This is a genomic window from Wolbachia endosymbiont of Onchocerca volvulus str. Cameroon (genome assembly GCF_000530755.1).
In the GTDB taxonomy this organism is placed as follows: Bacteria; Pseudomonadota; Alphaproteobacteria; order Rickettsiales; family Anaplasmataceae; genus Wolbachia.
The window spans coordinates 177,903-202,566 of sequence record NZ_HG810405.1; the positions used below are offsets into that span (position 1 = coordinate 177,903).

At 32.4% G+C, this 24,664-nt stretch carries 18 protein-coding genes and 2 tRNA genes; 9 read left to right on the forward strand and 11 right to left on the reverse strand.

Annotated elements, in window-relative coordinates; all coding sequences use genetic code 11:
• Positions 1–533: 533 nt before the first annotated feature.
• From dcd to WOVOC_RS00695, 3 genes are all read right to left on the reverse strand, one after another.
• Positions 534–1,091 (reverse strand): dCTP deaminase, encoded by a 558-nt coding sequence (gene dcd / locus WOVOC_RS00685; RefSeq protein WP_014869015.1) that lies wholly within the window; start codon positions 1,089–1,091, stop codon positions 534–536.
• Positions 1,092–1,398: 307 nt separating this feature from the next.
• The gene (locus WOVOC_RS00690; protein ID WP_025264002.1) at positions 1,399–1,998 is read right to left on the reverse strand and encodes an RDD family protein; all 600 of its coding nucleotides are present in this window, start codon (positions 1,996–1,998) and stop codon (positions 1,399–1,401) included.
• A 23-nt stretch (positions 1,999–2,021) separates the two neighbouring features.
• Positions 2,022–2,104 (reverse strand) — tRNA-Leu (locus tag WOVOC_RS00695).
• Positions 2,105–2,216: 112 nt separating this feature from the next.
• Here WOVOC_RS00695 and WOVOC_RS00700 point away from each other — a divergent pair.
• Both WOVOC_RS00700 and WOVOC_RS04630 read left to right on the forward strand, forming a co-directional pair.
• Positions 2,217–3,668 carry a replicative DNA helicase gene (locus WOVOC_RS00700; protein ID WP_025264003.1) on the forward strand — a complete coding sequence of 484 codons (1,452 nt, stop codon included), beginning with the start codon at positions 2,217–2,219 and terminating at the stop codon, positions 3,666–3,668.
• A gap of 187 nt (positions 3,669–3,855) precedes the next feature.
• Positions 3,856–3,993: a hypothetical protein gene (locus WOVOC_RS04630; protein ID WP_155981143.1), complete on the forward strand. Its 138-nt coding sequence runs from the start codon at positions 3,856–3,858 to the stop codon at positions 3,991–3,993.
• Between the two features lie 314 nt (positions 3,994–4,307).
• Here the strand turns inward: WOVOC_RS04630 and metG are convergent, their stop codons facing one another.
• Entirely contained in the window at positions 4,308–5,858 is a 1,551-nt protein-coding gene (gene metG, locus WOVOC_RS00710; protein WP_025264004.1) for a methionine--tRNA ligase, read from the reverse strand.
• A gap of 53 nt (positions 5,859–5,911) precedes the next feature.
• Positions 5,912–7,078 carry a bifunctional 2-polyprenyl-6-hydroxyphenol methylase/3-demethylubiquinol 3-O-methyltransferase UbiG gene (gene ubiG, locus WOVOC_RS00715; protein ID WP_025264005.1) on the reverse strand — a complete coding sequence of 389 codons (1,167 nt, stop codon included), beginning with the start codon at positions 7,076–7,078 and terminating at the stop codon, positions 5,912–5,914.
• A 166-nt stretch (positions 7,079–7,244) separates the two neighbouring features.
• Here ubiG and dnaG point away from each other — a divergent pair, with 166 nt between their 5' ends.
• Positions 7,245–9,032: a DNA primase gene (gene dnaG, locus WOVOC_RS00720; RefSeq protein ID WP_025264006.1), complete on the forward strand. Its 1,788-nt coding sequence runs from the start codon at positions 7,245–7,247 to the stop codon at positions 9,030–9,032.
• 1,568 nt (positions 9,033–10,600) lie between these two features.
• On the opposite strand, the gene WOVOC_RS00730 is transcribed toward dnaG, so the two are convergent.
• Together WOVOC_RS00730 and ygfZ are read right to left on the reverse strand one after the other, a co-directional pair.
• The gene (locus WOVOC_RS00730) at positions 10,601–11,959 is read right to left on the reverse strand and encodes a DNA recombination protein RmuC (protein ID WP_025264007.1); all 1,359 of its coding nucleotides are present in this window, start codon (positions 11,957–11,959) and stop codon (positions 10,601–10,603) included.
• A gap of 1,290 nt (positions 11,960–13,249) precedes the next feature.
• Complete coding sequence (ygfZ, locus tag WOVOC_RS00735) at positions 13,250–14,047, reverse strand: CAF17-like 4Fe-4S cluster assembly/insertion protein YgfZ (RefSeq protein WP_014869022.1); 798 nt, start codon at positions 14,045–14,047, stop codon at positions 13,250–13,252.
• A 154-nt stretch (positions 14,048–14,201) separates the two neighbouring features.
• Here ygfZ and WOVOC_RS00740 point away from each other — a divergent pair, with 154 nt between their 5' ends.
• Together WOVOC_RS00740 and groL are read left to right on the forward strand one after the other, a co-directional pair.
• The gene (locus WOVOC_RS00740) at positions 14,202–14,483 is read left to right on the forward strand and encodes a co-chaperone GroES (protein WP_025264008.1); all 282 of its coding nucleotides are present in this window, start codon (positions 14,202–14,204) and stop codon (positions 14,481–14,483) included.
• A 101-nt stretch (positions 14,484–14,584) separates the two neighbouring features.
• Positions 14,585–16,237: a chaperonin GroEL gene (gene groL, locus WOVOC_RS00745; protein ID WP_014869024.1), complete on the forward strand. Its 1,653-nt coding sequence runs from the start codon at positions 14,585–14,587 to the stop codon at positions 16,235–16,237.
• Positions 16,238–17,276: 1,039 nt separating this feature from the next.
• On the opposite strand, the gene WOVOC_RS00750 is transcribed toward groL, so the two are convergent.
• The 4 genes from WOVOC_RS00750 to WOVOC_RS00765 form a co-directional block, all read right to left on the reverse strand.
• Positions 17,277–17,711, reverse strand: a complete 435-nt coding sequence (locus WOVOC_RS00750) for a hypothetical protein (protein ID WP_242368916.1) — start codon at positions 17,709–17,711, stop codon at positions 17,277–17,279.
• 134 nt (positions 17,712–17,845) lie between these two features.
• Positions 17,846–17,920: transfer RNA gene (locus tag WOVOC_RS00755), tRNA-Gln, on the reverse strand.
• 8 nt (positions 17,921–17,928) lie between these two features.
• Complete coding sequence (gene cutA / locus WOVOC_RS00760; RefSeq protein ID WP_014869025.1) at positions 17,929–18,246, reverse strand: divalent-cation tolerance protein CutA; 318 nt, start codon at positions 18,244–18,246, stop codon at positions 17,929–17,931.
• Positions 18,247–18,549: 303 nt separating this feature from the next.
• Positions 18,550–19,857 (reverse strand): actin-bundling T4SS effector WalE1 family protein, encoded by a 1,308-nt coding sequence (locus WOVOC_RS00765; RefSeq protein ID WP_052317717.1) that lies wholly within the window; start codon positions 19,855–19,857, stop codon positions 18,550–18,552.
• Positions 19,858–20,057: 200 nt separating this feature from the next.
• Here WOVOC_RS00765 and WOVOC_RS04635 point away from each other — a divergent pair, with 200 nt between their 5' ends.
• The 4 genes from WOVOC_RS04635 to WOVOC_RS00780 are packed head-to-tail and all read left to right on the forward strand — an operon-like array spanning position 20,058 to position 23,697.
• On the forward strand, positions 20,058–20,270 hold the full coding sequence (locus tag WOVOC_RS04635; RefSeq protein ID WP_155981144.1) for a hypothetical protein: 213 nt from the start codon (positions 20,058–20,060) through the stop codon (positions 20,268–20,270).
• Positions 20,271–20,287: 17 nt separating this feature from the next.
• Positions 20,288–21,322, forward strand: a complete 1,035-nt coding sequence (gene hflK, locus WOVOC_RS00770; RefSeq protein WP_025264011.1) for an FtsH protease activity modulator HflK — start codon at positions 20,288–20,290, stop codon at positions 21,320–21,322.
• A gap of 2 nt (positions 21,323–21,324) precedes the next feature.
• Positions 21,325–22,215: a protease modulator HflC gene (hflC, locus tag WOVOC_RS00775; RefSeq protein WP_025264012.1), complete on the forward strand. Its 891-nt coding sequence runs from the start codon at positions 21,325–21,327 to the stop codon at positions 22,213–22,215.
• Positions 22,216–22,218: 3 nt separating this feature from the next.
• On the forward strand, positions 22,219–23,697 hold the full coding sequence (locus tag WOVOC_RS00780; RefSeq protein ID WP_014869029.1) for a DegQ family serine endoprotease: 1,479 nt from the start codon (positions 22,219–22,221) through the stop codon (positions 23,695–23,697).
• Positions 23,698–24,664: the final 967 nt, after the last annotated feature.

Sequence of the window (24,664 nt, forward strand, 5' to 3'; positions counted from 1 at the left end):
GATTTTGATTCCTTGTGTTACGTTAATCTGACTAGTTTTACTTGTACCATTTCTCATTTTTTAGGCTATTAGTAAAGATATATCCAACTGAAAAGCGTGAGTAAATATAGAAGACAATCAAGATCAAATGGTGAATAAAGTTGATAATGAATGGTATAAAGAGCATATTAAAAAAGAAGTTATAAACTGGAGCAATGAGACGATACGGATCAATTAAATACTGATTCATGCTAATCATTAATTAGACATGACCGCTAACTGTAAAAGTAATATCTGGAAAAATGGATGATAAGCAGGTTGTAGACTAAATTATTGTAACAAAGAGTGTAAATAATATGGTATAAAGAAAATTTCGCTGCTGCTATGGAGTTATTATACGCTATGGTTGGTGGAATAGGAATAGACTTTAATTTTAAGTGAGCAAAGGAGATAGTAAACGAAACGCAAAAAAAAGTTAATGACCAAAGTTAGTTAATGTGAGCTTTTCTTTCTGCAATGGTAATTTAGGTGGAAGCTATTATTTTTATAGTAATTTATTTTACTAGCGGTAAAGTAATACCGTACTGCTTCATATATTTTCCTTTCATGTCATCATATGATTTTTCACACTCGCTTTTGCTATTTAAGAACACAAATTGGCATGCACCTTCATTAGCATAAATTTTTGCAGGAAGTGGAGTGGTGTTGGAAAACTCTAATGTGACATAGCCTTCCCATCCAGGCTCTAGAGGAGTAACATTTACTATAATTCCACACCTTGCATAAGTTGATTTCCCAACGCAAATACCCAGTACATTTCTTGGTATACGGAAATATTCAACTGTACTTGCAAGTACAAAACTATTTGGTGGAACTATACATACATCTATTTCTTTGTCTATGAAGCTATTCTCGGGGAAATTTTTAGGGTCTATGACAGCTGAATTAACATTAGTAAAAATCTTAAATTTATTACTTACTCTTGCATCATATCCGTAAGATGATAGCCCAAAAGATATAACGCCTTTACTACTTTTGTGACCTATAAAGGGTTCTATCATTCCAAAGTTTTCAGCTTTTTCTTTTATCCATTTATCCGGCATGACTGACATGATTGTTCTTTAAAATTATGTAATACCTATTATAATATTAAATAAAATTTGAATGTAAACTATAGGCCTAGCAGCTTCTATTATTCTAGTATCTAAATAACTGCATAAATAGCATCTGAAAGTGAGTCCATGTTTTATGGTGCTTCTTTTCTCTTTGTCATTCTAGCACTTGATGGTGAAGTACGGGAAAAGAGAATAGATCTTAGTGTCAGCTAGTTGGATAACATTTATGGAAACTGAGGTGTGACCTAGTAGCTCTTTGCCTGTGTAACAATTTTCTGCTGTAATGAGTGGATTTAAAACACTTCTAGCTTTTATATTTCTTGAGACTTTTATTAGTAACAACTACTGTATTTGCAATCTTGTCGTGCCAAGTTTGGCAGCGTTTGTTAAAGCTTGATAATAAAAAGCCCAGAAATAATGGTGAAGCTGATAATATCATAGAAAAAAATCTCTTTGTTGCTTGTTTTAGGGTCACCTTTTTAAAAGTCTGTGCGTCTACGACTTTGAGTCCAAGTAGTAGTTTTCCGGGTGTAGCAGCAAACCTTATCCACATGTATGTGACATAACTAAAGAGTATAATGAATTGGGCTATTTGATTTAAGATTAATAATTTAATAAATCTACTTTGTACCACCTTTTCTTCTGTAGAAAGTGATACTTGCATTTGATATTTTGTAGCAATTTGACTTAGTACTTTGCCATTTTCTGAGTTTATAAAGAACTGGTTTAGGGTTTGGCCGCAGAGCTGTAAGAATAAGATGATAATAATTAAATCAAGTAATATTGATGTGTAGCGCTTAAGCCCCATCACATAACATATATTATTTTTATCATTTTTTGTTTTTTGAATAGTATTTATAGGAAAAAAAATAGAGAATAAACGATTAAAAATTTTGTGTAACATAATGGTATTCCCCAATATTTAAGTACTCCTGGCCGGACTTGAACCAGCATACCTTTTCGGGTAACAGATTTTGAGTCTGCTGTGTCTACCATTCCACCACAGGAGCTTAAGTTTTAATGCTATAAGCAACACGGAATTAGTCAAATTTTTTTACTTTCAAACGGAGATTAAATATTCTACTATAAGTAAATAGTTACTAGTTACTCTAGAAATTTAAAATGATTGAATCAGCTAATTTCGTCGATTCGGGAAATATAGGCAAGGAAATATGTAAATTACCACATAACTTAGAAGCAGAGCAAATGCTTATTGGCGCAATGATTCGTGATAATAGGATTTGCGATGCGGTTGAAGATGTAATCGCAGCAGATAATCTCTATGATCCATTGCATCAAAGTGTTTTTACTCAGATATCTAAAACTAGAAAACATGGTATGGTTGCTAATGAGCTGACCCTCAAAATGTTTTTTGAGAACGATGAAGCATTTGCTAAGTGCGGTGGAGTCGAATATCTTGCAAAGCTTGCAGCAAAAGCAAGTATTGCGCTTGATATCCATAGTTTGACTAGAATAATCCGTGATACTTATTTAAGAAGGTATTTAATTAAGCTCGGACAGGAAATAATTGATGATAGTTATAGTTATGACATTGAAAACCCTGCACAAGTGCAGGTTGAACAGGCGATGACCAAGTTGTTTAACTTAGCAGTAAAAAAGCAGGGCGAGAAGACGTATGTAAAGCTTGCAAGTTCGGTTAGAAATGTAGTCGAAAGAATAAGCACACTGAAAAATAATCCAGAAGCGCTAGGTATTACAACTGGGCTTCAAGATTTAAACCAGCTTCTTGGTGGTCTGCAGAAATCTGATCTATTAGTTCTGGCTGCAAGACCTTCTATGGGTAAGACAGCATTGGCGCTAAATATCGCACTTAACGCTTGTAAGATTTTGCAAAAAAGAGGAGATAAGGAACACTATATAGTATTTTTTTCGCTTGAAATGTCGGCAGAGCAGTTAGCTGCGAGACTGATTACCATAGATTCAGGAGTTAGCTATTATAGAGCGTTAACCGGAAGAATTAGTGATTTTGAATTACATGAATTTATCAATGCTAGTACAAAATTATCTGAACTATCTTTTATAATAGACGATACTCCTGCATTATCAATCAGTGCTCTTCGCACCAGAATACGTTTGCTGTATCAATTGTATAATGTAAAAGTAGTATTTGTCGATTATCTGCAATTAATCAGAGGAACAACAAAAAGAAGTAACGAGAACAGAGTACAAGAAATTTCAGAAGTAACTCAGGGTTTGAAAGCAATTGCAAAGGAACTAAATATTCCCGTTGTTGCACTATCCCAACTTTCACGTTCTGTTGAGCAGAGGGATGACAAAAAACCACAGCTTGCTGATTTGCGTGATTCGGGAAGTATAGAACAAGATGCAGATATAGTAATGTTCCTTTATAGAGAAGAATATTATGAGCTTAGAAAACAGCCAAGTGAAGGAAGCAATAAACATCGAGAGTGGCAAGAGAAAATGGAAAAAATTAGAAACATTGCAGAGCTTATTATTGCAAAACAAAGAAACGGGCCAGTTGGCAGTGTAAAGCTATATTTTGACTCTAATCGAGGTGCATTCAAAGATTACACGGAAAGATACAGTTTATAGTCTTTAGCGGTCTTTTGTTAATACCTATCTTTGCTATGATTTACTAATTTGTTAGTAAAATTAACTCTTCTTTTTATTTGTGCTAGAATTTAAGTGCTAAATAATTTTAGCGAGGTATGTAATGGAAAGTATGTTTAATAAAATCAACGCACTTTGAGAAGCAATTGGTTAGTAAGGAGAAAGCAATATGGAGGTTAATAATGAAGTTGTTGCTTATCTTGATAAGCTGAAACGTCAAGGGCATAGAAGAAGAAAGCAAGAAAAGACTTTGGACTGTACAGATCTCAGGAATCCATTTAAAGAAAGAAAACAGGGTGACTTTTAGAATCTATAATTTTTAGCAGTCTGTCTGGCGAAAATTTTAAAAAAGGAGATAAGATTTTCTGGCTTAGAAAATTAGCCAGCTAAAAAAGAAACTAAAGTTAACGGTTATTTAAATTAAAACAGTAAGTGCAGTAGTTAGTTGGCTTGTTCATTAAGTAGCAAAATTCGCACCTTACTTACCTTATGTTTCCTATAATTATTTTACTGCTTCTGTGTCAGCACCGTTTGATAATGTTGAAATTACTGAATTATCTGTTACTAATCAAGGTATAATAACAAGCTCAATATTTTAAAACAAAATGGTAAAGAGTAATACTATGTGCCCTCTGCTTGATTGTTAATCTTTAAAAAGACTGGTGTAGGTTTAGGTAATGTTACGCCTGAGGTTATGCATGCGCCGCATAGGGATTTTAAATTGCGTTGCTTCTTTGGAATTTGCAATTGGTCAAGTATTATCTCTGCTGACTTTGGAACGATTGGTTGCAATAAAATACCGATTATTCTAATATACTCCAATAGTTTGTGGATTATTAAATTCATACGCTCTCTATTGGTTTTGCTCAGTGTCCAGGGTGTGCTTCTATCTATATAAGCATTAGCTTCAGATGAGATATTGGTGATCAGAAGTATGATATGGTTAAATTCATACTTTGATAGATGATTCACCACTTGATTGAGTATAGCTTTGCAATTGGGTAAACCCTCAGCATCTTTGAGTAAGTTCCGGTTGATTGTTGGTACAACCCCCGAACATTGCTTGTGTAAAAATGAAATTGTTCTTTGCACTAAATTGCCTATGTTGTTTGTCAATTCTGAGTTTATTCGATTAACCATATTTTTCTTATTAAAGTTGCCGTCTTGACCGAAGCTTATTTCTCTAAGGAGAAAATAGCGTAACTGATCAACACCAAACTCTTCAGCTAATCTGATTGGATCTATAATATTGCCAAGTGACTTGGATATTTTTTCTCCTTCGTTTAGCCACCAACCATGAACTGCGATTTGTTTTGGCAGCGGTAAATCTGCTGCAAGGAGAATTGCTGGCCAATATACAGCGTGAAAACGCAATATATCTTTACCAATTACATGCACATTGAAAGAGTTATCGTTTGCCCAAAACTTTTTATATTCCTTGCTTTCAATGTTAGGGAAACCTATCGATGTGAGGTAATTAGTTAACGCATCTATCCAGACGTAGATTATATGTTTATTATTACCTGGTACTTTTATTCCCCAATTTAAACTAGTGCGAGAGATCGAAAGGTCAGTTAATCCTGATCTTGCAAATGATATCACTTCATTTTTTCTGCTCTCAGGAAAGATAAAATTTGGCTGATTTTTATATAACTCTAGTAATTTATTCTGCCAATCCGACAGACGAAAAAAGTAACTTTCTTCTTTTATCCATTGAACTTCACCACCTGTTGGTGTTTTACCATCTATCAGCTCCGATTCTTGATAAAATGCTTCATCGCGTACTGAATACCAACCTGAGTAGTAATCTAAGTATATTTGTCCTCTCTCTTCAAGTCTATTCCATAAAGCTATAACTACTTTCTCGTGACGTCTTTCCGTGGTGCGAATAAAATCATCATATTGAAAATTTATGGATTCAGCTAGTTTTTTAAATGAGACGCTTACTTTATCTGTAAATTCTTTTGGCTGCATTCCTTTTATTTTGGCTGCTTTTTCAATTTTTTGTCCATGTTCGTCTGTGCCAGTAGTAAATTTAACGTATTTTCCAGCTAGTTTTATGAACCTTGCTGCCACGTCGCACAAAAGAGAAGTATACGCATGGCCAATGTGTGGTTTGTCGTTTACATAATATATTGGTGTGGTGATGTAAAAATTCTCGAATTGTTTCATTATGTAATACTTAAAGTTTAATCGTACCTGCACTAGTAATAAAAATCAATAGGTTAACCATTCGCTAAGCCACACAGTATGTAATTGATGCTCACGTCTTGAGTCAAATTCCACTCACGCTTTATCACATTATATGTCATACCAGTCATACTTTGTAACGTTACGTTATTTTCTCTTAGGTGATTTGCAATTTCTGATGGTTTGAGAAATTTATTCCAATTATGTGTACCTTTTGGCAGCCAGTTTAATATGTACTCTGCACCAATTATTGCAAAACAGAAGGACTTAATGGTTCTATTTATTGTGGATATAAATATCAGCCCCTCTGGTTTTAGTAGCTCTACCGCTTTTTTCATAAAAAACTCTAAGTTATTCACATGTTCAACTACTTCCATAAGTAGAACTACATCATATTTTTTGCTGTTGCTTAATTCTTCAATACTAGTGTGTATATATTCTATATTTGACCCTACTTTTTTTGTATATGATTGTGCTGCTTTTATGTTTTCTTCGCACATATCTATTCCTACGACATTAATACCAATGCGTGCCATTGACTCTGATAAAATACCACCACCGCATCCAACATCAAGAAGTGATATTTCATTTAAGTCGCATTTTTTAAACTCTTTTATTTTCTCTATAATGTAAGATCCTCTCACAGGGTTCATCATGTGTAATAGCTTGAATTTGCCGTCCTCATTCCACCATTCACTTGCTATTTTAGCAAATTTTGACACCTCGTCTTCATTATAAGTTTGTGTGTTTTTTTTTCTACTGATATTGCTAAGCTTATCAAGACGTTTTTTATGCCTGCTTTCTTTTGAAAACTCTGTTTCGAGAAATTGTTTAACTATGTCTTTTGCTAACTCATTGTTAGTGAACCCTGCGCCAAGACACAGTACATTTGCATTACCGTGTTCGCGAGCCAATTTTGTAATTTCAACACTATCACATAAAGCAGCATAAATTCCTTCAAAGCGATTCGCTACAGTACTCATGCCTAACCCTGTGCCGCAAATTAATATTCCATAATCTGCTTTTCTGTTTATTATATTTTTTACAACCTTAATAGCATAGTCTGGATAATCTACACTCTTTTGTTCAGCAGTGCAGCCGTGATCTGTCACTGTATAACCTAGTGTTTTCAGATAAGGTTTTATCTCTGATTTTAATTCATAACCAGCATGATCTGAGGCAATTGATATTATATTTGACATATTAAGAATAATGGCTTAAAGGTATTTGATATAAATAATTTATTTTGTTTTTTTGTCAAGTTGTCTAGTGCTAATGATCTTTTATTAGTCTTAAAATTTGAAATAAATTTTCAGTTAAATATGTATAAGTACTATATAATTCTTATCCTACTACTAACTTAATAGAATGGATTGCATAGATATTATAAAGTCAAGGTTATTATTATCTGACATAGTAGGTAAGAAAGTTAGGCTAATAAAAAGAGGAGACAGTTTTGTTGGACTCTGTCCGTTTCATAACGAAAAAACTCCATCTTTTTTTGTGAGCAATATTAAAGGATTATATTATTGTTTTGGCTGTTCAGCTCGTGGTGATGCATTTGAGTTTATTTCACAGACTGAGGGCTTGAGCTTTAAAGAAGTATTAGAAAGACTGGCGTCAGTTACAAGTGTTGAGTTGCATAAAAACTTCAGTGCTGCTAAGTTTAAGGAAAGTGACAAACTGTTTTCAGTGCTAAGTTTAGCTGCAAATTGGTTTGTACAGAAGAGGAATCAGGGTGTTGTAGCTTATCTAAAAGAGCGTAAGATTTTACCTAAAATTATAGATAGATTTAAAATAGGTTATGCACCAAGCTCTGGTTTGAAAGAATATTTGAACTCTTCCGGTATTGAAGATAAAATTTTGGCTGATATTGGTTTAGTAAATAAAAGTTTTCGTGATTATTTTTGTAATCGGCTGATGTTTCCTATATGCAATATCACAGGCAAAGTTATTGGTTTTGGTGGGCGTGCGTTAAGTTCTGGGCAGAAGCCAAAATATTTAAACAGTCCAGAGAGCCAGCTATTTAAGAAAAGGGAAAACTTATATGGATTAAACTTTGCTTTGAGCGAAATACTCAAAAAACAACACGTATTTGTTGTTGAAGGGTATATCGATGTGATAGCACTTCATCAAGCAGGAATTAGCAATACAGTTGCCACGCTTGGCACTGCAACTTCTATAGAGCAGATAAAAAATCTATGGAGGTTTGCTAAAGAAATTTCCATATGCATGGATGGCGATGGTGCTGGATGTAATGCTGCAATTAGAATTGCAGAATTTGCTCTATCAGTTCTTAAACCTGGATACACATTAAAGTTTGTGACTTTATCAGAAAATAAAGATCCATATGATATATGTAACGAACTGAAATATAAAAAAGAAGATGTGCTTTCTGCACTTGATCATTCAACAGAACTGCATTCTGAATATCTATGGCGTCACATAGTCAATAGTAATCTCCGAGGCTATGAAAAACCTACTCCGGAAAAATATTCAATTCTTGAGCACAAGTTCATGAGATATATCAATGCTATAGGTAACAGTAGTATTAAAAGATACTACAGAGATTACTTTTATGATAAAACCAGTGAATTAAGAAGAGGCTTTAAAAAGCACATTTTCAATAGTAAAATTAGAATAGCAAAAAGTGAGTATTTTTACAATAAATCTCCAGAGCTAATTGAAGCGGAACAAAATCAGGCTATAATTCTACGTATAGCAATAGAATTTCCTAAGATCTTACATTATCCTATATTTTTTGAACAGTTTTCTCATTTTGAATTTACTAATATAAAAATGAAAATATTACAACGGCGTGTGATTAATGCTGTAAATAATGGAAGTATATTTAATAAAGAGACTTTATTACAGAGGTTTGAACAGTCTGATGATATTGAGGTTGTAAAGTTTATATTTAAAAAAACTAGTGTACTGAACAGTCAATTAAACGAGAGAAAATCAGCAGAAATTGTGTGGAATAACATAGTGCTACTGAAAGAATTGAATATATTACAAAAAGAAAAAATCAAGGCAAGGCTCAGTGGTAATTTTGGCTTAGAGGGAAGGTTAATAGAGCAAATAAAGCAAATAGAAAGTAGTGTACAAGAGATGCAAATGAAATTTATTCAAAAGTTAGATAGATCACAAATGTAAAAACTGCTTGACAAGTTTTAACAACCATTTTGTGCACCATTAAGGTTATCTCTAACTCTAAAACTTATTTTTGATCTGTAGGTTCAATGACAAAAATATAGTAAAAACTTAAGGTATTTTTATAAATTGTATAAAATTATGGTAGCTTACATGTCTTGTAAGTTTTTTCTGCATTCAGTTCTAAATTGCGCTTAAATCAGGCGAAAGAATTGTCAGCACCAGTTTTAAGGATTAGTAGGATTGAAACCAGCAATCACATAGTTTCTTTTACTTCGTAGTCTTTTAAGTTTTTGTGATTAAAGCAATATTTTAGGCTCCATTATTGGCTATTTATGATGACAGGAGGAGGATATCATTTTAACTCGTGAAGTTAGAATTTAGTAAAATATTTGCAAATTATGCATTAGCATGTTGCAGAATAAATTTTTGCTTCAGTAGTTTATTATTATAGTAGCTAAGTTGGATAAGTATTAGGACTTTTGTAAGTAACTTTAAGAGTGAGAAAAAATCTGAAAGAGTTTGATAAAAGGACATAAATATAGCAACTGTAGTACAAGATAAGTTTGCCATAAACTTAAAAACATTGTACATAACAATGTATAAAAGTCTCGCGTTTTGCTTGCTAAAGGGTTAAGAACCATTTTCACAATGTTATTTTATTCTCAAGGTGTTAATTTGCTGGAGTCTAATCTAGTTGATACGCTGTAATTCAAATTTATCAACAAAAATGGAGAAATAGTTCTGGTATGTTTTCTCTTCAATGCAGTAGAATGCACAATAAAAAGGTCTATAGAAAAACTGAGAATTTTAAGTGGTTAGAGTTGCTACTACATAAATTTTCAACTTAATCTTGAACACAATAAGCTGTAATAATTAAATAAGAGGATGAGAAAACCAATTACTGTTATGTATATGCTAAAAAACGTTTAGTAAGATCGGCGATGAAATTTGACATAGTTTATTTCATGGAAATAGAAAAGGAAAAGATATTCATGTAGAGGAGTTACATTGGATAAAGAATCACTACTACTTTAAAGTAATAGATCATTTTTAATAGGCATTTATTACTTCTTTATGCAGAAACAAACTAAGAAAACAAGGTTTATGAATAGCTTACTCAAATTAAGCGATGTTCCTGATCAGACGTTATGTTGAAATTATGGTAAACATAAATTTATTTTAAATGGGAAAACTCTTTTAATGAAGAGTGAAATGAACAAAAGTCTTAGTGAAGCTTTTCTTTTAAGAGAAGAGGGTTTTCTATTATTGATGTTAATACTGAGAATGCTGTTTCTTAGTGATCATGAAAAATAAGAATTTAAATAAAAAGCTTGAGCATACTGGAGGGTCTGTATGCTACCTTTTCAAAGGAAGGTGGTAATGCTAAAATCTTAATCAGATTATTATATATTATTTTGATAAGCTTAGATGTAAATCTAATTGCATTATTCGGGTAAAGATATCAAAGAGAATCAGCTTTCCGTTAGTGAAATTGAAGAGTTAAGAAGAGGTTTCTTAAATTGAAAAAATAGCGGTTAAGATAATGCCTAAATGACGGAGTAAGAAACCTAATCTACTTTCAGCTCCTTAGCATGTAAGTTGTGTGGTAAAAATTCGAGTTCCTTTGCAACACTTAATTCTTTATTTTTTGTGTGTATGCCAAGCTTATTAAATTTCCGAGCAACAGGGAACACTCTTGCTTCAAGCGAACCAGTAGTTTTATTATAATCATCAACAGCGCTTTTTAAGCTTTTTCTTAAATTATTAAAATTTTTGCCCATTGTACAGATGCGTTCATATAAAATATGGCCCAATTCACTAATTTTTTTTGAACTCTCGGCTATCATTTCTTGTTTCCACCCATATGCTATTGTTCTTAGTAGTGCAATTAAAGTAATCGGTGTTGCAATAATCACTTTTTTTTCTATTCCAATCTCTATTAAAGTAGGATCATGCTCTAATGCTGCACTAAAAGCTCCCTCCCCTGTTAAGAAAAGCACCACAAACTCTGGTGTATTTTCAAACTGATTCCAATACTCTTTTTTGCTCAAGTAGCTTATATGTTTTTTTATTGCCAAGGAATGATTTTTTAATTTCTCTCTTTGTATTTTTAAATCATTTTGCGATATAGCATCGAGGTAAGAATCAAGCGGCACTTTAGCATCTATTATTACTTGTTTTCCAGAGGGCATCTTGATTATTAAATCAGGGCGTAATAAATTATCCTCATTTTTATCAACTATTGACGGCTGAATAAAAAAATCACAGTATTCAATCATTCCCGCCATCTCCACTACTCTTTTTAACTGTATTTCGCCCCATTTTCCCTTAATGTGAGGTTTTCTTAAAGCGTTAGCAAGACTGGAAGTTTGGTTTATTAACACTCCAATTTGCTCTTTTAAGCCTTCATAAGCTCCTATCCTTTCCTTTTCTAGCTCACGTATTTCACTATCAAATTTTTCCAATCTTTCTTTTATTGGAGCTACAACTTCATTAAGTGTTGTCTTTCCTTTTTTAAAATCACTTTCTGTTTCTTTTAATTTATTGTTAATTGCTTCCTTTGCTAAGCTCAGAAAATTATTATTATTTATCTGTAAAGCATCGAGAGACAATGCCTTAAAAGTGTTTGTAAGCCTTTCTTCTGCTTCTGTTAATAGCCTTATTTCTCTCTTCTTCTCCTCGCGTTCTTTTTGCAAGGTTATTTCAAGTTCTGCATTGCTTACTTTTAAATTTATTATTTCCTCATTTTTACATAGTAAAATCTGTTTTGTTTCTTGAAGCTCACGCTCTAACTTATATAAGTTGTCTTCAAGATTTGCTGCATTTATTTTTTTTTCACTCAGTTCCTTGCTCTTTTTTATACTAATATAGCAAAATAATAATAAAGAAAGAAAATTTAACCCAAGAAATATAGAACTCGAAAGCATCAAAACACGAAAAAATCTTACTTATAATGCTATCTAATTTTTGTGTATATAGGAAAAGAAAAAAAGAGCATTTAAGAGATACTGTTTATGTAAATGGTTTGCTACATGATTATAAGTTAATAGCTTAACCAAGCACTAGCAGTGTGTTGTTTTGCTTTTAACTTGGTAGTTTTTAAACTTGATGTGTTGCCGCTTGTCAGACACTTTAGATACAGGACTTGTAACTTTAGGTACAATTGGAAGTTGAGCGTATATCTTGATTTTTTATTATTTTGCTAAATGTAATAACTCTTTTATTTTTTTTGGTTTATTATTACCCGTAAAGTCGTTTACTGCTATCTTGCATTCAGCTGAATTTATGGTAGGTTATATAACCATCCTCTATTTCTTCTTTTGAGATTATGACTACCAGTGATATAGAGTTCTTTTCTGGTTCTCAAAATATCTAAATAAAATTCTTTTAATTATTAATTGTAGTATTATTCCTATTTTAGTTTAGAATTGTGCTTGGAATGTATTGTAATTAGTAGTTGATGTAGCAATTTTGTTTCACTATTGATAAGCTTTAAAGAACAAATTAGATTCGATAAGTTACTAAAATGGTTTTTGCAGCTTAAATTTCCAAAAAAATGTGTAAAACTTCTGTGTGATTAGCAATCTACTTAGAAAACTTTTTTATGCTTTTTACATACCTTATTCTTTAAATTAATAAAGAGTTAACTTAATTATTAAGTATAGAATTTGATATGTTAAATATTTTGTACTTTGAAGGGAAAATGCATGGTATAAGAAAGTAGTTTAGTTCTTTTTCTCTTTGATCATCTACGATATTAGTGATTTGGATGATACCATTCGCTTGCAAAGCTTAATGTTTATATGGTTACATGTTAACTACTGGAGTAACATCTCCTTTTGGATTCTTTTAATTACAAATACTTAGGAAAATTACTAAATCAAAGAAGGCAGAGAGAACTTGTAGGCTGGTTTTAACTCTTTACCCTCTAAATTGGTGGTAGTAATTCTTTACTGGTGCTTAATTAAAGTACGATTTGGTTAAATGTAGAAAAAATTCAAAAAATAGATGGCTACTATAATTTTATGTAACCTATAAAAAACACCTTTAATTTTTTACTGAATTTTATTATTGAATTTGTAGATCAAAAATAAGTTTTGAGGTTAGAAGCAGACTATGCTGATGCAGTTACTGAAACTTGTCGAGTAGCTTTTAGGTCTGTTTTTTACAATCAGTATTATGTGTTGTCTTAGAGCTTTAGCTGTAAATCCCACATCTTAGCGCACATATATTTTAACTCCATTGGCATACAAATTTGTATAACTTTTTCCAGTGTTAAGCAATGCAAGTCCGATCTTATCTATAGTAGAGCGCAGCTCTCCTATTTCCTCATTACTTTCATTTATTATTTTAGTTCCAATATTCGGAAGCGTATTATTCCCTTCAACAGGATAAAGTTTTCTTCTGAGTGTTTCTTGTCTACTCATTCGGTTTACAACTTCCTGACCTATATAACATCCCTTATTAAAGCTTATACCATTTATTTTATCGATTAAATATTGCAGCGGAAACGACGAATTTTGTACCATGTCTTTCGTTCCATCTGGAATAAGGTTTTCAATTCTAACTCTTTCATATTGAATAAAATCTCCAATTGGTTGACTTATTTCATCTTTGTGTATTATTCTCATTCCTAAAGACTTGTGCCTTGGATCCTGAAAAATAATCTGCGATTCATTACTATACTCTATTGATTTAGTATTAAACAAAACTCCAACTCTATATAGTGTACTAACATTCTTAACTTTCACTCTTAGGTAGGTTTTAAGCAAATTTAATTTCTCAATAATTTGTTGCAGGTACGTGTTTTCACATTCCAGTAAAGTATATTTACCACATTTAATGAGAAAAAAATCGTATAAGTACTTTCCTTGAGAATTAAGCAATAAAGAATAAATAGCTTTTTGGCTACTCAGATTATTGATATCGTTTGTTATAATGCCCTGCAGGAAATTCTTTGTATCTGGGCCATATAGGACTACTACACTACGATTTTCTAATGGTATATAACTCATGCAATTTCTGTTAATAAGTCTAAATCTTACTATACAATACTAGATGTTTCTTCTCTTTCAACATTTTAAGAGTTCGAGCCCTTGAAATCTAATTTGCTAGTACATATATAAGCTTGTAGGTTAATTTGTTGATGAGGGAAAACAAATGTCAAGCATAAACTTAAGTGTATTGGATGATAGTGTTCTAATCAAGCCTATCAGCGAAGAGAAACAGGGTGGAATTATGCTTCCGTCAAGTGCTGAAAAGAAACCTACTAAAGGTGAAGTTATAGCAATTGGTCAAGGTTCACGTAGTCCAAGTGGTGAGCGTATGTCCTTAACTGTAAAAGTTGGTGATAAAGTGTTTTATCGTCAATGGGCTGGTACGGAGATAGAGCATAGTGATGAAAAGTTTATCGTAATGAAGGAGTCCGATATACTTGCTATCGTTAAGTAGCAGTCTTTAATTTTGTTAAATTAGAATAAAGCACAATATAGTGTATTACGAGTAATTTTATTATAGTTTTCTGAGTTTTTTATTAGTAAGGGGTTATAAAGATGACTAATGTAGTAGTATCAGGTGAGCAGTTACAGCAAGCTTTTCGTGAAGTTGCAGCAGTAATAGACTCAACAGTAGCAGTAACTGCAGGACCTAGAGGAAAAACAGTAGGGATTAATAAGCCTTATGGGGCACCAGAAATTACAAAAGATGGTTATAAGGTAATGAAGGGTATCAAGCCTGAAAAACCATTGAACGCTGCAATAACCAGTATCTTTGCTCAAAGTTGCTCTCAATGTAATGATAAAGTTGGTGATGGTACAACAACATGTTCAATACTAACTAGTGGTATGATAGTGGAGGCTTCAAAGTCAATTGCTGCTGGAAATGATCGTATCAGTATCAAGAATGGAATGCAGAAAGCAAAAGATGTAGTATTAAAAGAAGTTGCTTCAATGGCTCGTACAATTTCTTTGGAAAAGATAGATGAAGTAGCGCAAGTTGCTATAATTTCTGCGAACGGTGATAGAAGTATTGGTAGTAATATTGCTGATGCTGTTAAAAAGGTTGGAAAAGAAGGTGTGATTACTGTTGAAGAAAGTAAAGGTTCAAAAGAACTAGAGGTTGAGCTTACTACTGGTATGCAGTTTGATCGTGGCTATCTTTCTCCGTATTTTATTACAAATAATGAGAAAATGATTGTGGAGCTTGATGATCCATATCTCTTAATTACAGAGAAAAAACTTAATATTATTCAGCCTTTGCTTTCTATTCTTGAAGCTGTTGTTAAGTCTGGTAAACCTTTACTTATCATTGCAGAAGACATTGAGGGTGAAGCATTAAGTACTTTAGTTATTAATAAGTTGCGTGGAGGTCTAAAAGTTGCTGCAGTGAAAGCTCCAGGTTTTGGTGATAGAAGAAAGGAGATGCTTGAAGATATAGCAGCTTTAACTAATGCTAAGTATGTCATAAAAGATGAACTTGGGATTAAAATGGAAGACCTAACTCTTGAAGACCTTGGCATTGCTAAAAATGTTAAAATCACTAAAGATAATACTACAATTGTTAGCGAAAATAGAGTTACTGACAGAGTAAAAGCTAGAATTGAGCAGATTAAATCTCAAATTGAGTCTTCAACTTCTGATTATGATAAAGAGAAATTAAGAGAGCGTTTAGCAAAATTATCAGGTGGTGTTGCTGTACTAAAAGTTGGTGGAGCAACTGAATTAGAAGTTAAAGAACGTAGAGATAGGGTCGAGGATGCGTTGCACGCAACAAGAGCTGCAATTGAGGAAGGTATAGTTCCGGGTGGTGGAGTTGCGCTTCTTTATGCCTCATCTGCTCTTGATAAGCTGAAAGGTGCAGATGATGAAGAGCAAATAGGTATAAATATTATCAAGAAAGTTCTCAGTGTCCCTATTAAGAGGTTAGTCAAAAATGCTGGTCTTGAGTCTGCTGTTATAATTGACTATTTAATTAAGCAGAATAATAAAGAGCTTATATATAACGTTGAAGCTATGAGTTATGCTAATGCGTTCGCTGCTGGTGTTATTGACCCGGCAAAAGTTGTTCGTATTGCTTTTGAAACAGCGATATCTGTTGCAAGCGTGCTGATTACTACTGAATCTATGATAGTTGATATACCAAATAAGGATGAAAATGCTTCATCTCCTATGGGAGCAGGTGGCATGGGCAGAATGAATGACTTTTAAATAAATGAAACTTTGGGGCAGGGTCTGCTTGCTCCAAGGTAATGTTTTTTATTCTCTAAAGGTTAACATTTTGTTTTATTTTTTTCGCTTTATTTGCTTCCTTATAATGAATAGGTAATATAGAAGTTGGTAACCTTAAGGTAGTTGTTACTTATGTTGGTGTATATTAATAAGCAGTTTTATGTAGTGTTGTTTATTATAATAACTGTAATCTGAATTATCTCTTTATATGTAAAGGATAAAATTATCTTTTTACTTGTACTTAACTGCATCTGGTAAGAAAAATTGCAAAATTTGACTTGTTTTGGTAAGGTATAATAAAGGTTATAATGAGGGGCTTAAGGGTTATGGTCTTTTCCACTTCTATCAATTATTAAGGTAACACGTTAAAAATATATATCCATTGGTACCTACTCGTAAGAGTGTATGGATGAAGCAGTAAGAATAATATTTTTATCAGTAATAGCATAAAAAGATATAGTATTATCCATCTTCAAAATGATATTTTTAAGATAGTCAGCAAGTTGTTACTTTCAAGTGCGTGATACACAATCATATGCTAAGAGCACCAAAAAAAACTTTTAGGACAATAAAATATAGAGGAACAATGATACCTGATTGATGATTTGGGAACTGTTATTCTGTATGTTAGTGTTAATCTATACTAAAATGTAACAGATGAATTACAGTATTACATAGTCAAACTTAAATTACTTAAAATTTGAACTTTTAACTTAAAGAAGTACTACATATATCAAATGGTTTCAATTTCAAAGAGTTTTTTATCATTATGAGATAAATAGTACAGTACATCAGGTAGTATATAATGAATGGTATCGTACACTGTGGGAGTTAAAGTAGCACAAGGTAGTAATTAATACAATAAGCACTATAAAAAGACAAAAAGCTATTTTTTTTGATTATTAGGCTTTAGCCGAGATTTCTCTGTACACGCATGTACATTAGTTGGTTATAATCTGATATATGCAAAAATAAAATGCAGCCAAACTAAAAAAACAGGTAAAGGTTTCTGTATATACTAATGGGATTTCCTCCTTTCACTAAGGAAGATATCGTTTAGTCTTTTGTCTATAATTTTTTCTATATCTTCAATTAAAAGCTGCTTTATTATGGCTATTTTTTGTTTTTCTTGAGCATGACGTTCATTGTTGTAACCACAATGATCTTTGCTTTTATAACTGCTGTCGTTTGCTTTACTATTCTTTTTGCCTTTGATCATGAATTTAAGTATCTTTTTTACCTTTTCCTTTAAAAAGAGTTTCCATCCTGTGCTTAGAAATAACTTATAAAGAAAATGCGGAGCAAGAAATGCTATCAACATCCTAAAAGAAATTCCATAATTCAGGTTTCCTCTATTGTTGGAGTACCATTTGCAATATTGAAATAAATGGTAAAATGCTCTTTTAAAAGAGCCGCATTTTGCAGTATACCAAAAGCCGTTGCTAAGAAACATGAGTACAATACTGGATGCATAAAGGTAGATTATAAGTAAGAATAACTTTACAGTTATGTCTTTTAGGCTGCTTAGTATGTAATTTAATAGCCTCAATTTATAGAAAAGTGGTATCACTTACATCCTCTTCGATATGGCTGGGGTGGAAGGACTCGAACCTTCGCATGGCGGTACCAAAAACCGCTACCTTACCACTTGGCTACACCCCAATACTTGTTTATATCAAAACATTATTAACCCAATTAGTAAAAGATTTATTTGTCTTTTCTATTGGTATTACTATAACAGCTGGCTGATCATAAGAATGCATTGCCTCAATTTTTTTTATGATTCCATCTACTTGATCGCTTCTGCTTTTCATAATTGTCACTATTTCATAACTGTTGTGAATTTCACCTTTCCATAAATATAGAGAATTTACTTTAGGAAATATGTTGACACATATAATTAACTTTTTGTTTAATAATTCCTCAGAAATAGCTCTAGCTTCTTCTAGATTTGAAAAAGTTGTATAAACTAAAACTATACTATCCATTAGAAACCTACATAAACGTATTTTTACTATACTTTACTTAGCTTAATTCATCAAGAGAAAATAGGCAGAGCTTCTTTCAGAACCTCCATTTAGTTTAAAAGCAATTCCCTGCCAGAAAAGCGTCTAGACTATTTATGCGAAATCACCTATTACTCAAATTACCTGTAAAAATTGAAATGTTCATCCACCAAAATACGCGAAGATGGAATGTTTTAAATTAAACTTTCGGTTAGAAAAAAACAAAAGAGGATGTTACTCAACGAGTAACATCCTTTTAGGAAAAGTAGTTAGTTTTGTTTGTCTTTATTTACCAGCTGCAACTGCTTGCATAGATGTATGTAATTGAACGTCAGTTTTAACAGCCATATTTGTAGAAGGTTGTTGTTTTGCTAGTCTATCCAGATAGCTTGTTTTTTTAAGGTCAGCTTGTTTTTTTACCTTGCAATCTGATTCGGTAATCACGATTGATTTTGAAGAAGAACCAAGTAGATTGATTCTTCTATCAGCAGAACTACTGCTTAAGCTACTAGATGAAGGGCATCTTTTAAGAAGATTAGAATTGACTGTTACAAAGCTTTTAGAATCTAAACTAGAGCCAATAGTAGTACTGGCAGTTTTCATAGAACCAACATCTGGTGAACTATTTTCTAATGAGCTGTCAATAGATTGTATCGAACCTTTTCTACTTCTATGCTTTTTTGCCGTTCCATTAAGCTTTTCCATAACATTAGAAAGTTTGTGTTCTATTTTGCATCCTTTAACGACTCTCTTAATCTCATCATGATGTTCAGAGAAAATTTCATAAAGATTGTTGTCATCTTGAGCTAACAAATTTTGTAATTTCTTAGCGTTTAACCCACTAACAAAATCTGCTTGCTGTCCTAATTGATTAATTAACTGATCCTTTTTGAAACCTTGCTGACCATCAACAGAATAAGCTTTTTCTAATATTTTTCCCTTCAGCTCGGAGAATATCTTTTTGGTTAAAACAGAGTTGCCTACAGCTTTATCCTCAAAAACCTCCTTAATGAACATTTCCTTTATACTGTTGAAATTTTTCGTTTTTTCTTCTGTTTTTAAAACAACAGTTTGACATTGGTGATCTACTGAATATGAAATTTCATCTAGATTAGATATATTTTTACCAAAATTATTCATCTTATTCCCTATTATTTTCAGTGCAGAACTAGTTTCCTCTCTTGCTGCTTGCCCTATATAACTTACAGCTTCTTTTACTGAGTCCTTAGCGCACACAGCACCATCTTTAGTTTTGTCTGCAGCATATTTGAAGCTATTTTTTATTTTTACCCTGTGTTTATGTACAGCTGTACCAAGTATCACAAATGCTACAGTTGCAAATATCCCACTTACTATACTACTGGCAATTACTGGAGCAGCTGCGATAGCAAAACTAGCACCCACCGTTATAGCCGTACCTATTAGCAAACCAAGTATCACTTTGTTTGTTACTTCTAATGACTTTACTCTCTTCTCTAAGAATTGCATCTGTTGCAATAGGTCACTTGAAGAAGGTGTAGAGCTGCTGTATTGTTGATTTTGCTGAAGTTGTGCGTTAATAATACCTGGATTTGTTCTGCTGTGATTTAACATTTTAAACCTCATTATTAATGAAATATGTTTATATTGTACACTTCAATTCTTAAGTTAGTGTTAACTTACCTATAAATAGCTCTACTTAAAGTGTTTTCTGGAAGCATAAAAAAATGAAACTGAAAGCTTTTTGAGTTAAAGCGCTTATTAGGTAACAAAAAGGAATATTTATACTTTTAGGTATCACAGTTGTAATAGCAATGATTTTATCATTTTGTTACTATACTGATCTTTACGGAAACATAGTGCATCTCAAAAACGACAACAAGGAATTTAAAATAAAGCCAGAAAATTTTATAGAGTCGACCATATCACATAGAGAAAAGTATACAATCAGTTTCTATTCCGGTGATTCACCCGTGAATAAAATAGATTTGCAATTTCCTATTAAAGGGGTAATATTAGTGTATTAATTATAGAGTTAGTTATTGTGTTTGATGAGAACAATCCTTGGAATTTAGGGAAGAAACCGATAAGGAGTAAAATCTCTAATAATGAAGATACTTTTAGTAAGGCTGTGTCTGAGGTAAGGTATTTTTTTATTAGTTTAACAAGAAATGGCAGCAGAAAACCTTATTTAATTATTTTTGTTATTTTATTTTTCTACGCTTGTACTGGTTTCTATATTGTTCACCCAAGTGAAGAAGGTATAGAACTTATTTTTGGTAAATATTCTAATACAGAAACACCTGGTTTGCGTTATCACTTTCCTTACCCCATTGGTAAGGTTTTTAAAGTAAATGTTAAAGAAGTAAATCGTGAAGAAATTGGGGTAAGTAGTTCCTATGGGAGAGATGCAGATCGTGGTGAAGGTGTGATGCTTACTGGGGATGAAAACATAGTTAACGTTAATTTTGAGGTTCAATGGCGCGTTAAAGATGCTAAGGATTATTTGTTCAAAGTGCGGGACTATAAACCTGGTTTTAGTGTTAAAAATGCTGCTGAAAGTGCTATGAGAGAAATAATAGGTAAAAACACAATCTCTTTTGCACTTGGTCAAGGTAGACAAGAAATTCCTATAGATACTAAAACTTTACTGCAACAGATTCTTGATGGGTACCAAATGGGTATAGAGATTTTATCTATTCAAATGAAAAAAATTGATCCACCAGAAAAAGTAATTAGTTCGTTCAGAGATGTACAAAGTGCTCGTGCAGATAAAGAGCGTATTATAAATGAAGCATATGCTTATGGTAATGATATTATACCTCGAGCAAAAGGTGAAGCAATAAAGATAAAGCTAGATGCGGAAGCATATGAGAATGAGATAATAAGCGAAGCAAAAGGTAATGCAAATCGTTTTTTTTCTCTTTATAAAGAATATAAGCATAATCCTTCTCTTGTTAAGAGCCGTATTTATCTCGAAACTATGGAAAATATTTTTAATCAAGTAGATAAAATTGTTATCACTGATGATTTGAAGGGTGTGTTTTCTTATCTACCTCTTACAAGCTTAGGGAAATAGTTATGCTTAGTAACGTTAAAATTGCTTTTGTTTTTATATTTGCTGTTTTGCTAGTCTTCTTATTTAATTCGATATTTGTAGTACAGGAAGCAGAGCAAGCAATAGTTATGCAATTGGGTAGAGTTGTAAGGGATATTAAAAAAAGTGGTTTGTATTTTAAGTTGCCATTTATAAATAATGTAGAATTTTTTGATAAGAGAGTTTTAGATTTAAGCCCAGATACAACTGCAAGAGAAGTCATAACTGCAGATCAGAAGCGCATCATAGTAGATGCTTATGCAAAATATAAAATAGTTGATCCTGTTACTTTTTACCAAACTGTGAAAAATGAGTTAGGATTGATTAGAAGATTGTATCCAATCATAGAAGCTCACTTAAGAGAAAATATAGTCAGATTTTCACTGATTAGTTTATTGAATGAAAAGAGGTCAGAAGTTGAAAAGAGGTCAGAAGTTATGCAATTAATCCAGCGTGGAGTTTACTCTGAAGCTGGAAAGTTTGGTATAGAGATAATAGACGTGAGAATTAAAAGAGCAGATTTACCAGAAGAGAATAGTTCTGCAATATTCCGCCGTATGCAAACTGAGAGAGAAAAAGAAGCAAAAGAAATAAGAGCAAAAGGAGAACAAATAGGGCAAGAAATTAGGTCAAAAGCTGATAAACAAAAAAGGGAAATTATTGCTAGTGCAGTAAAAGAAGCCTATGAAATAAGGGGGCGTGGCTATGCTGAAGCAACCAGGATTTATAATGAGGTGTTTAAGGCCGATGAAGAGTTTTTTAATTTTTACCGTTCTATGAATGCTTATAGTAAATCGTTTACTGGAAATAACACTAAATTCGTACTTTCACCAAATAATAGTTTCTTAGATATTTTAAATAAGGGATGGAAATAGTTTATGAGAAGTAAGGTTTTATCTATATTTTTATGTTTTTTAATTTCATTCTCTTTATATGCTAGGGTATTTAACTGGAGCACAGAAAAAGCTGCAGATATCAATACTTCTATATATAATTGTAATCAAGGGCTTGCTGACCTGGTAGAAGAACTTCTCCCTGCATTCGTAAGTATTTCGAGCGAGCAGGTTATCAAGCAAGGAAATAGCAACAGAACTAGAGTTCCCTTGCCAAGAAATGATTTTTTTGACGGTTTTAGAGAATTCTTTGAGTACTTTGATCAGTTTTTTATGGACAAAAGTCCTAGCATTAACAGAGAGGCAGTGCTACTTGGGTCTGGGTTTATTATAGATAAAAGTGGAATTATAGTAACTAATTACCATGTTATTAAAGATGCCCAACATATCACGGTCACTATGAACGATGATACTTATTTTAAAGCAGAGGTTTTAGGCTATGATGCAAAAACTGATCTTGCTGTACTTAAGATTAAGGCTGATAAGGACTTCTCTTTTGTAACACTCGGTAATTCTGATGAAGCAAGAGTTGGTGATATGGTTATGGCAATAGGTAACCCATTTGGCTTAGGTGGTTCTGTAAGTACAGGAATTATATCTGCAAGGTCTAGGGACATTAGCATTGGTACCATGAATGAATTTATTCAAACTGATGCTGCGATCAATAGGGGAAACTCCGGAGGACCGTTATTTGATTTAAATGGAAAGGTTATAGGTATTAATACTGCTATTTATTCTCCGTCTGAGTCTGGAGGCAATGTAGGTATAGGCTTTGCTATACCATCTAACTTAGCTATACCGGTAATTGATAAGTTAAAAAACGGTAAAAAGGTGAAACATGGTTGGCTAGGTGTACAAGTTCAGCGTATAACAGTAGAATTTGCAGAGTCCTTAGGTTTAAAAGATACAAAAGGCGCATTAGTTGCAAGTATAGTAAAAGATAGTCCTGCAGAAAAAGGTGGGATTAAAGTAGGTGATGTGTTATTAGAGTTTGATGGTAAAATAGTTGATAGAATGGCACAATTACCTCAAATAGTTTCAAGAACTGAACCTGGAAAGAAAGTGCAAATTAAATTATTAAGAAAAGGTAAAGAAGTTAATATCAAGGTTATTGTTGGAGAATCTACGAATGATAACCAAGATATCAATCAAAAAGAAAATGCATCGACATCTGATTATATAACTGGCTTAACTATTTCAAATTTATCAAGGGAATTAAAGGAAGGTAATGCATCTATAAAAGGTGTAGTAATTACTAGTGTGGATATTTATAAGAATCCTACATTACGTGACCTTAAAAGAGGAGATATTATTACACAAATAAATGATGCTGATATAGAAAACGTTGAAAGTTTTCAAAATCAAGTAAATTTAGCAAAAAAACAAGATAGTAAAAAAGCAATAATGCTGCTTGTTTATCGTAATGGTAATCAATTTTTTACTTTAATAAAGTTAAAAAAGTAAATTTTTTACTAAGTTTACAAAACAGTGGTGTCATCATTTTGCCGCTATAACACTTTAGCTTTATAAGTAAGTTAAGGTCTATATTATTTTGCTAAAATGTAATGAGTCATAAATAAATCAACTTCCTAAAATTTATTGAGCTATACTTTTGAGACAAATAAGTGCCGGAATGTGAATATAATGATTATTAGTATATAAAAGTTGTAGCAGATATACTGAAACGGCAAGTGCCATGAAGTTAGGCAAGATATATTTAATGCTTATACGTTTAATAAATATGACCCACTAGCATAAATGTGCTATTTTCTAGAGAGAATGCAAGGTTGTAACATAATTGAGGGAAATGTTGGTTACGGGCAAAGAACAATGATTCCTCCGCTTAAGCTTTGAGTGAGATGTTTAGAAAATGTCCTATAAACTGGTTCGATCAAATGTTAGTAATTGAATTCAACAAGAAAAAAAGAGGTGATTGTTTTTACGATGCATAGTTTTCCTTTGGTAGGAAGCAGTTGCATAATAAAAATTGGATTTTAGTATTGATCGCTGGAACGACATTATTTGCCTACTTGAAAAGGGATTAGTTGCTGTAGATGAAGGAAAAAGAAAAAGTTAAGATGATAAATGCTAAACTTGGAGGTACGCTTTTGTTAATTAATATTAACAAACCTTTTGTTGCTTTTGAGTGAGTATAATATTAAAAAGAGTGGCTGAGTCGTTATGAAAATTTTTCTAGTGATTTCTTACATGAACTCAAAGCTGGACATTATGGATTCAATCAAAGCTATGCTAGTTGCTTTAGCGTCTACTCTGCCTGGATAAAGCAAGTTGACCGAGTTTTTATTTGCTCAATTGCATTTATGTGGATCTTGAAGAGTATCCAAGTTTATAAAGAGCAAGTTTTACTCTTGGTAGCAAGATGGACACAATAGCAATTTTAATTAGGGTAAAAACAAGTAGTTAACAATTA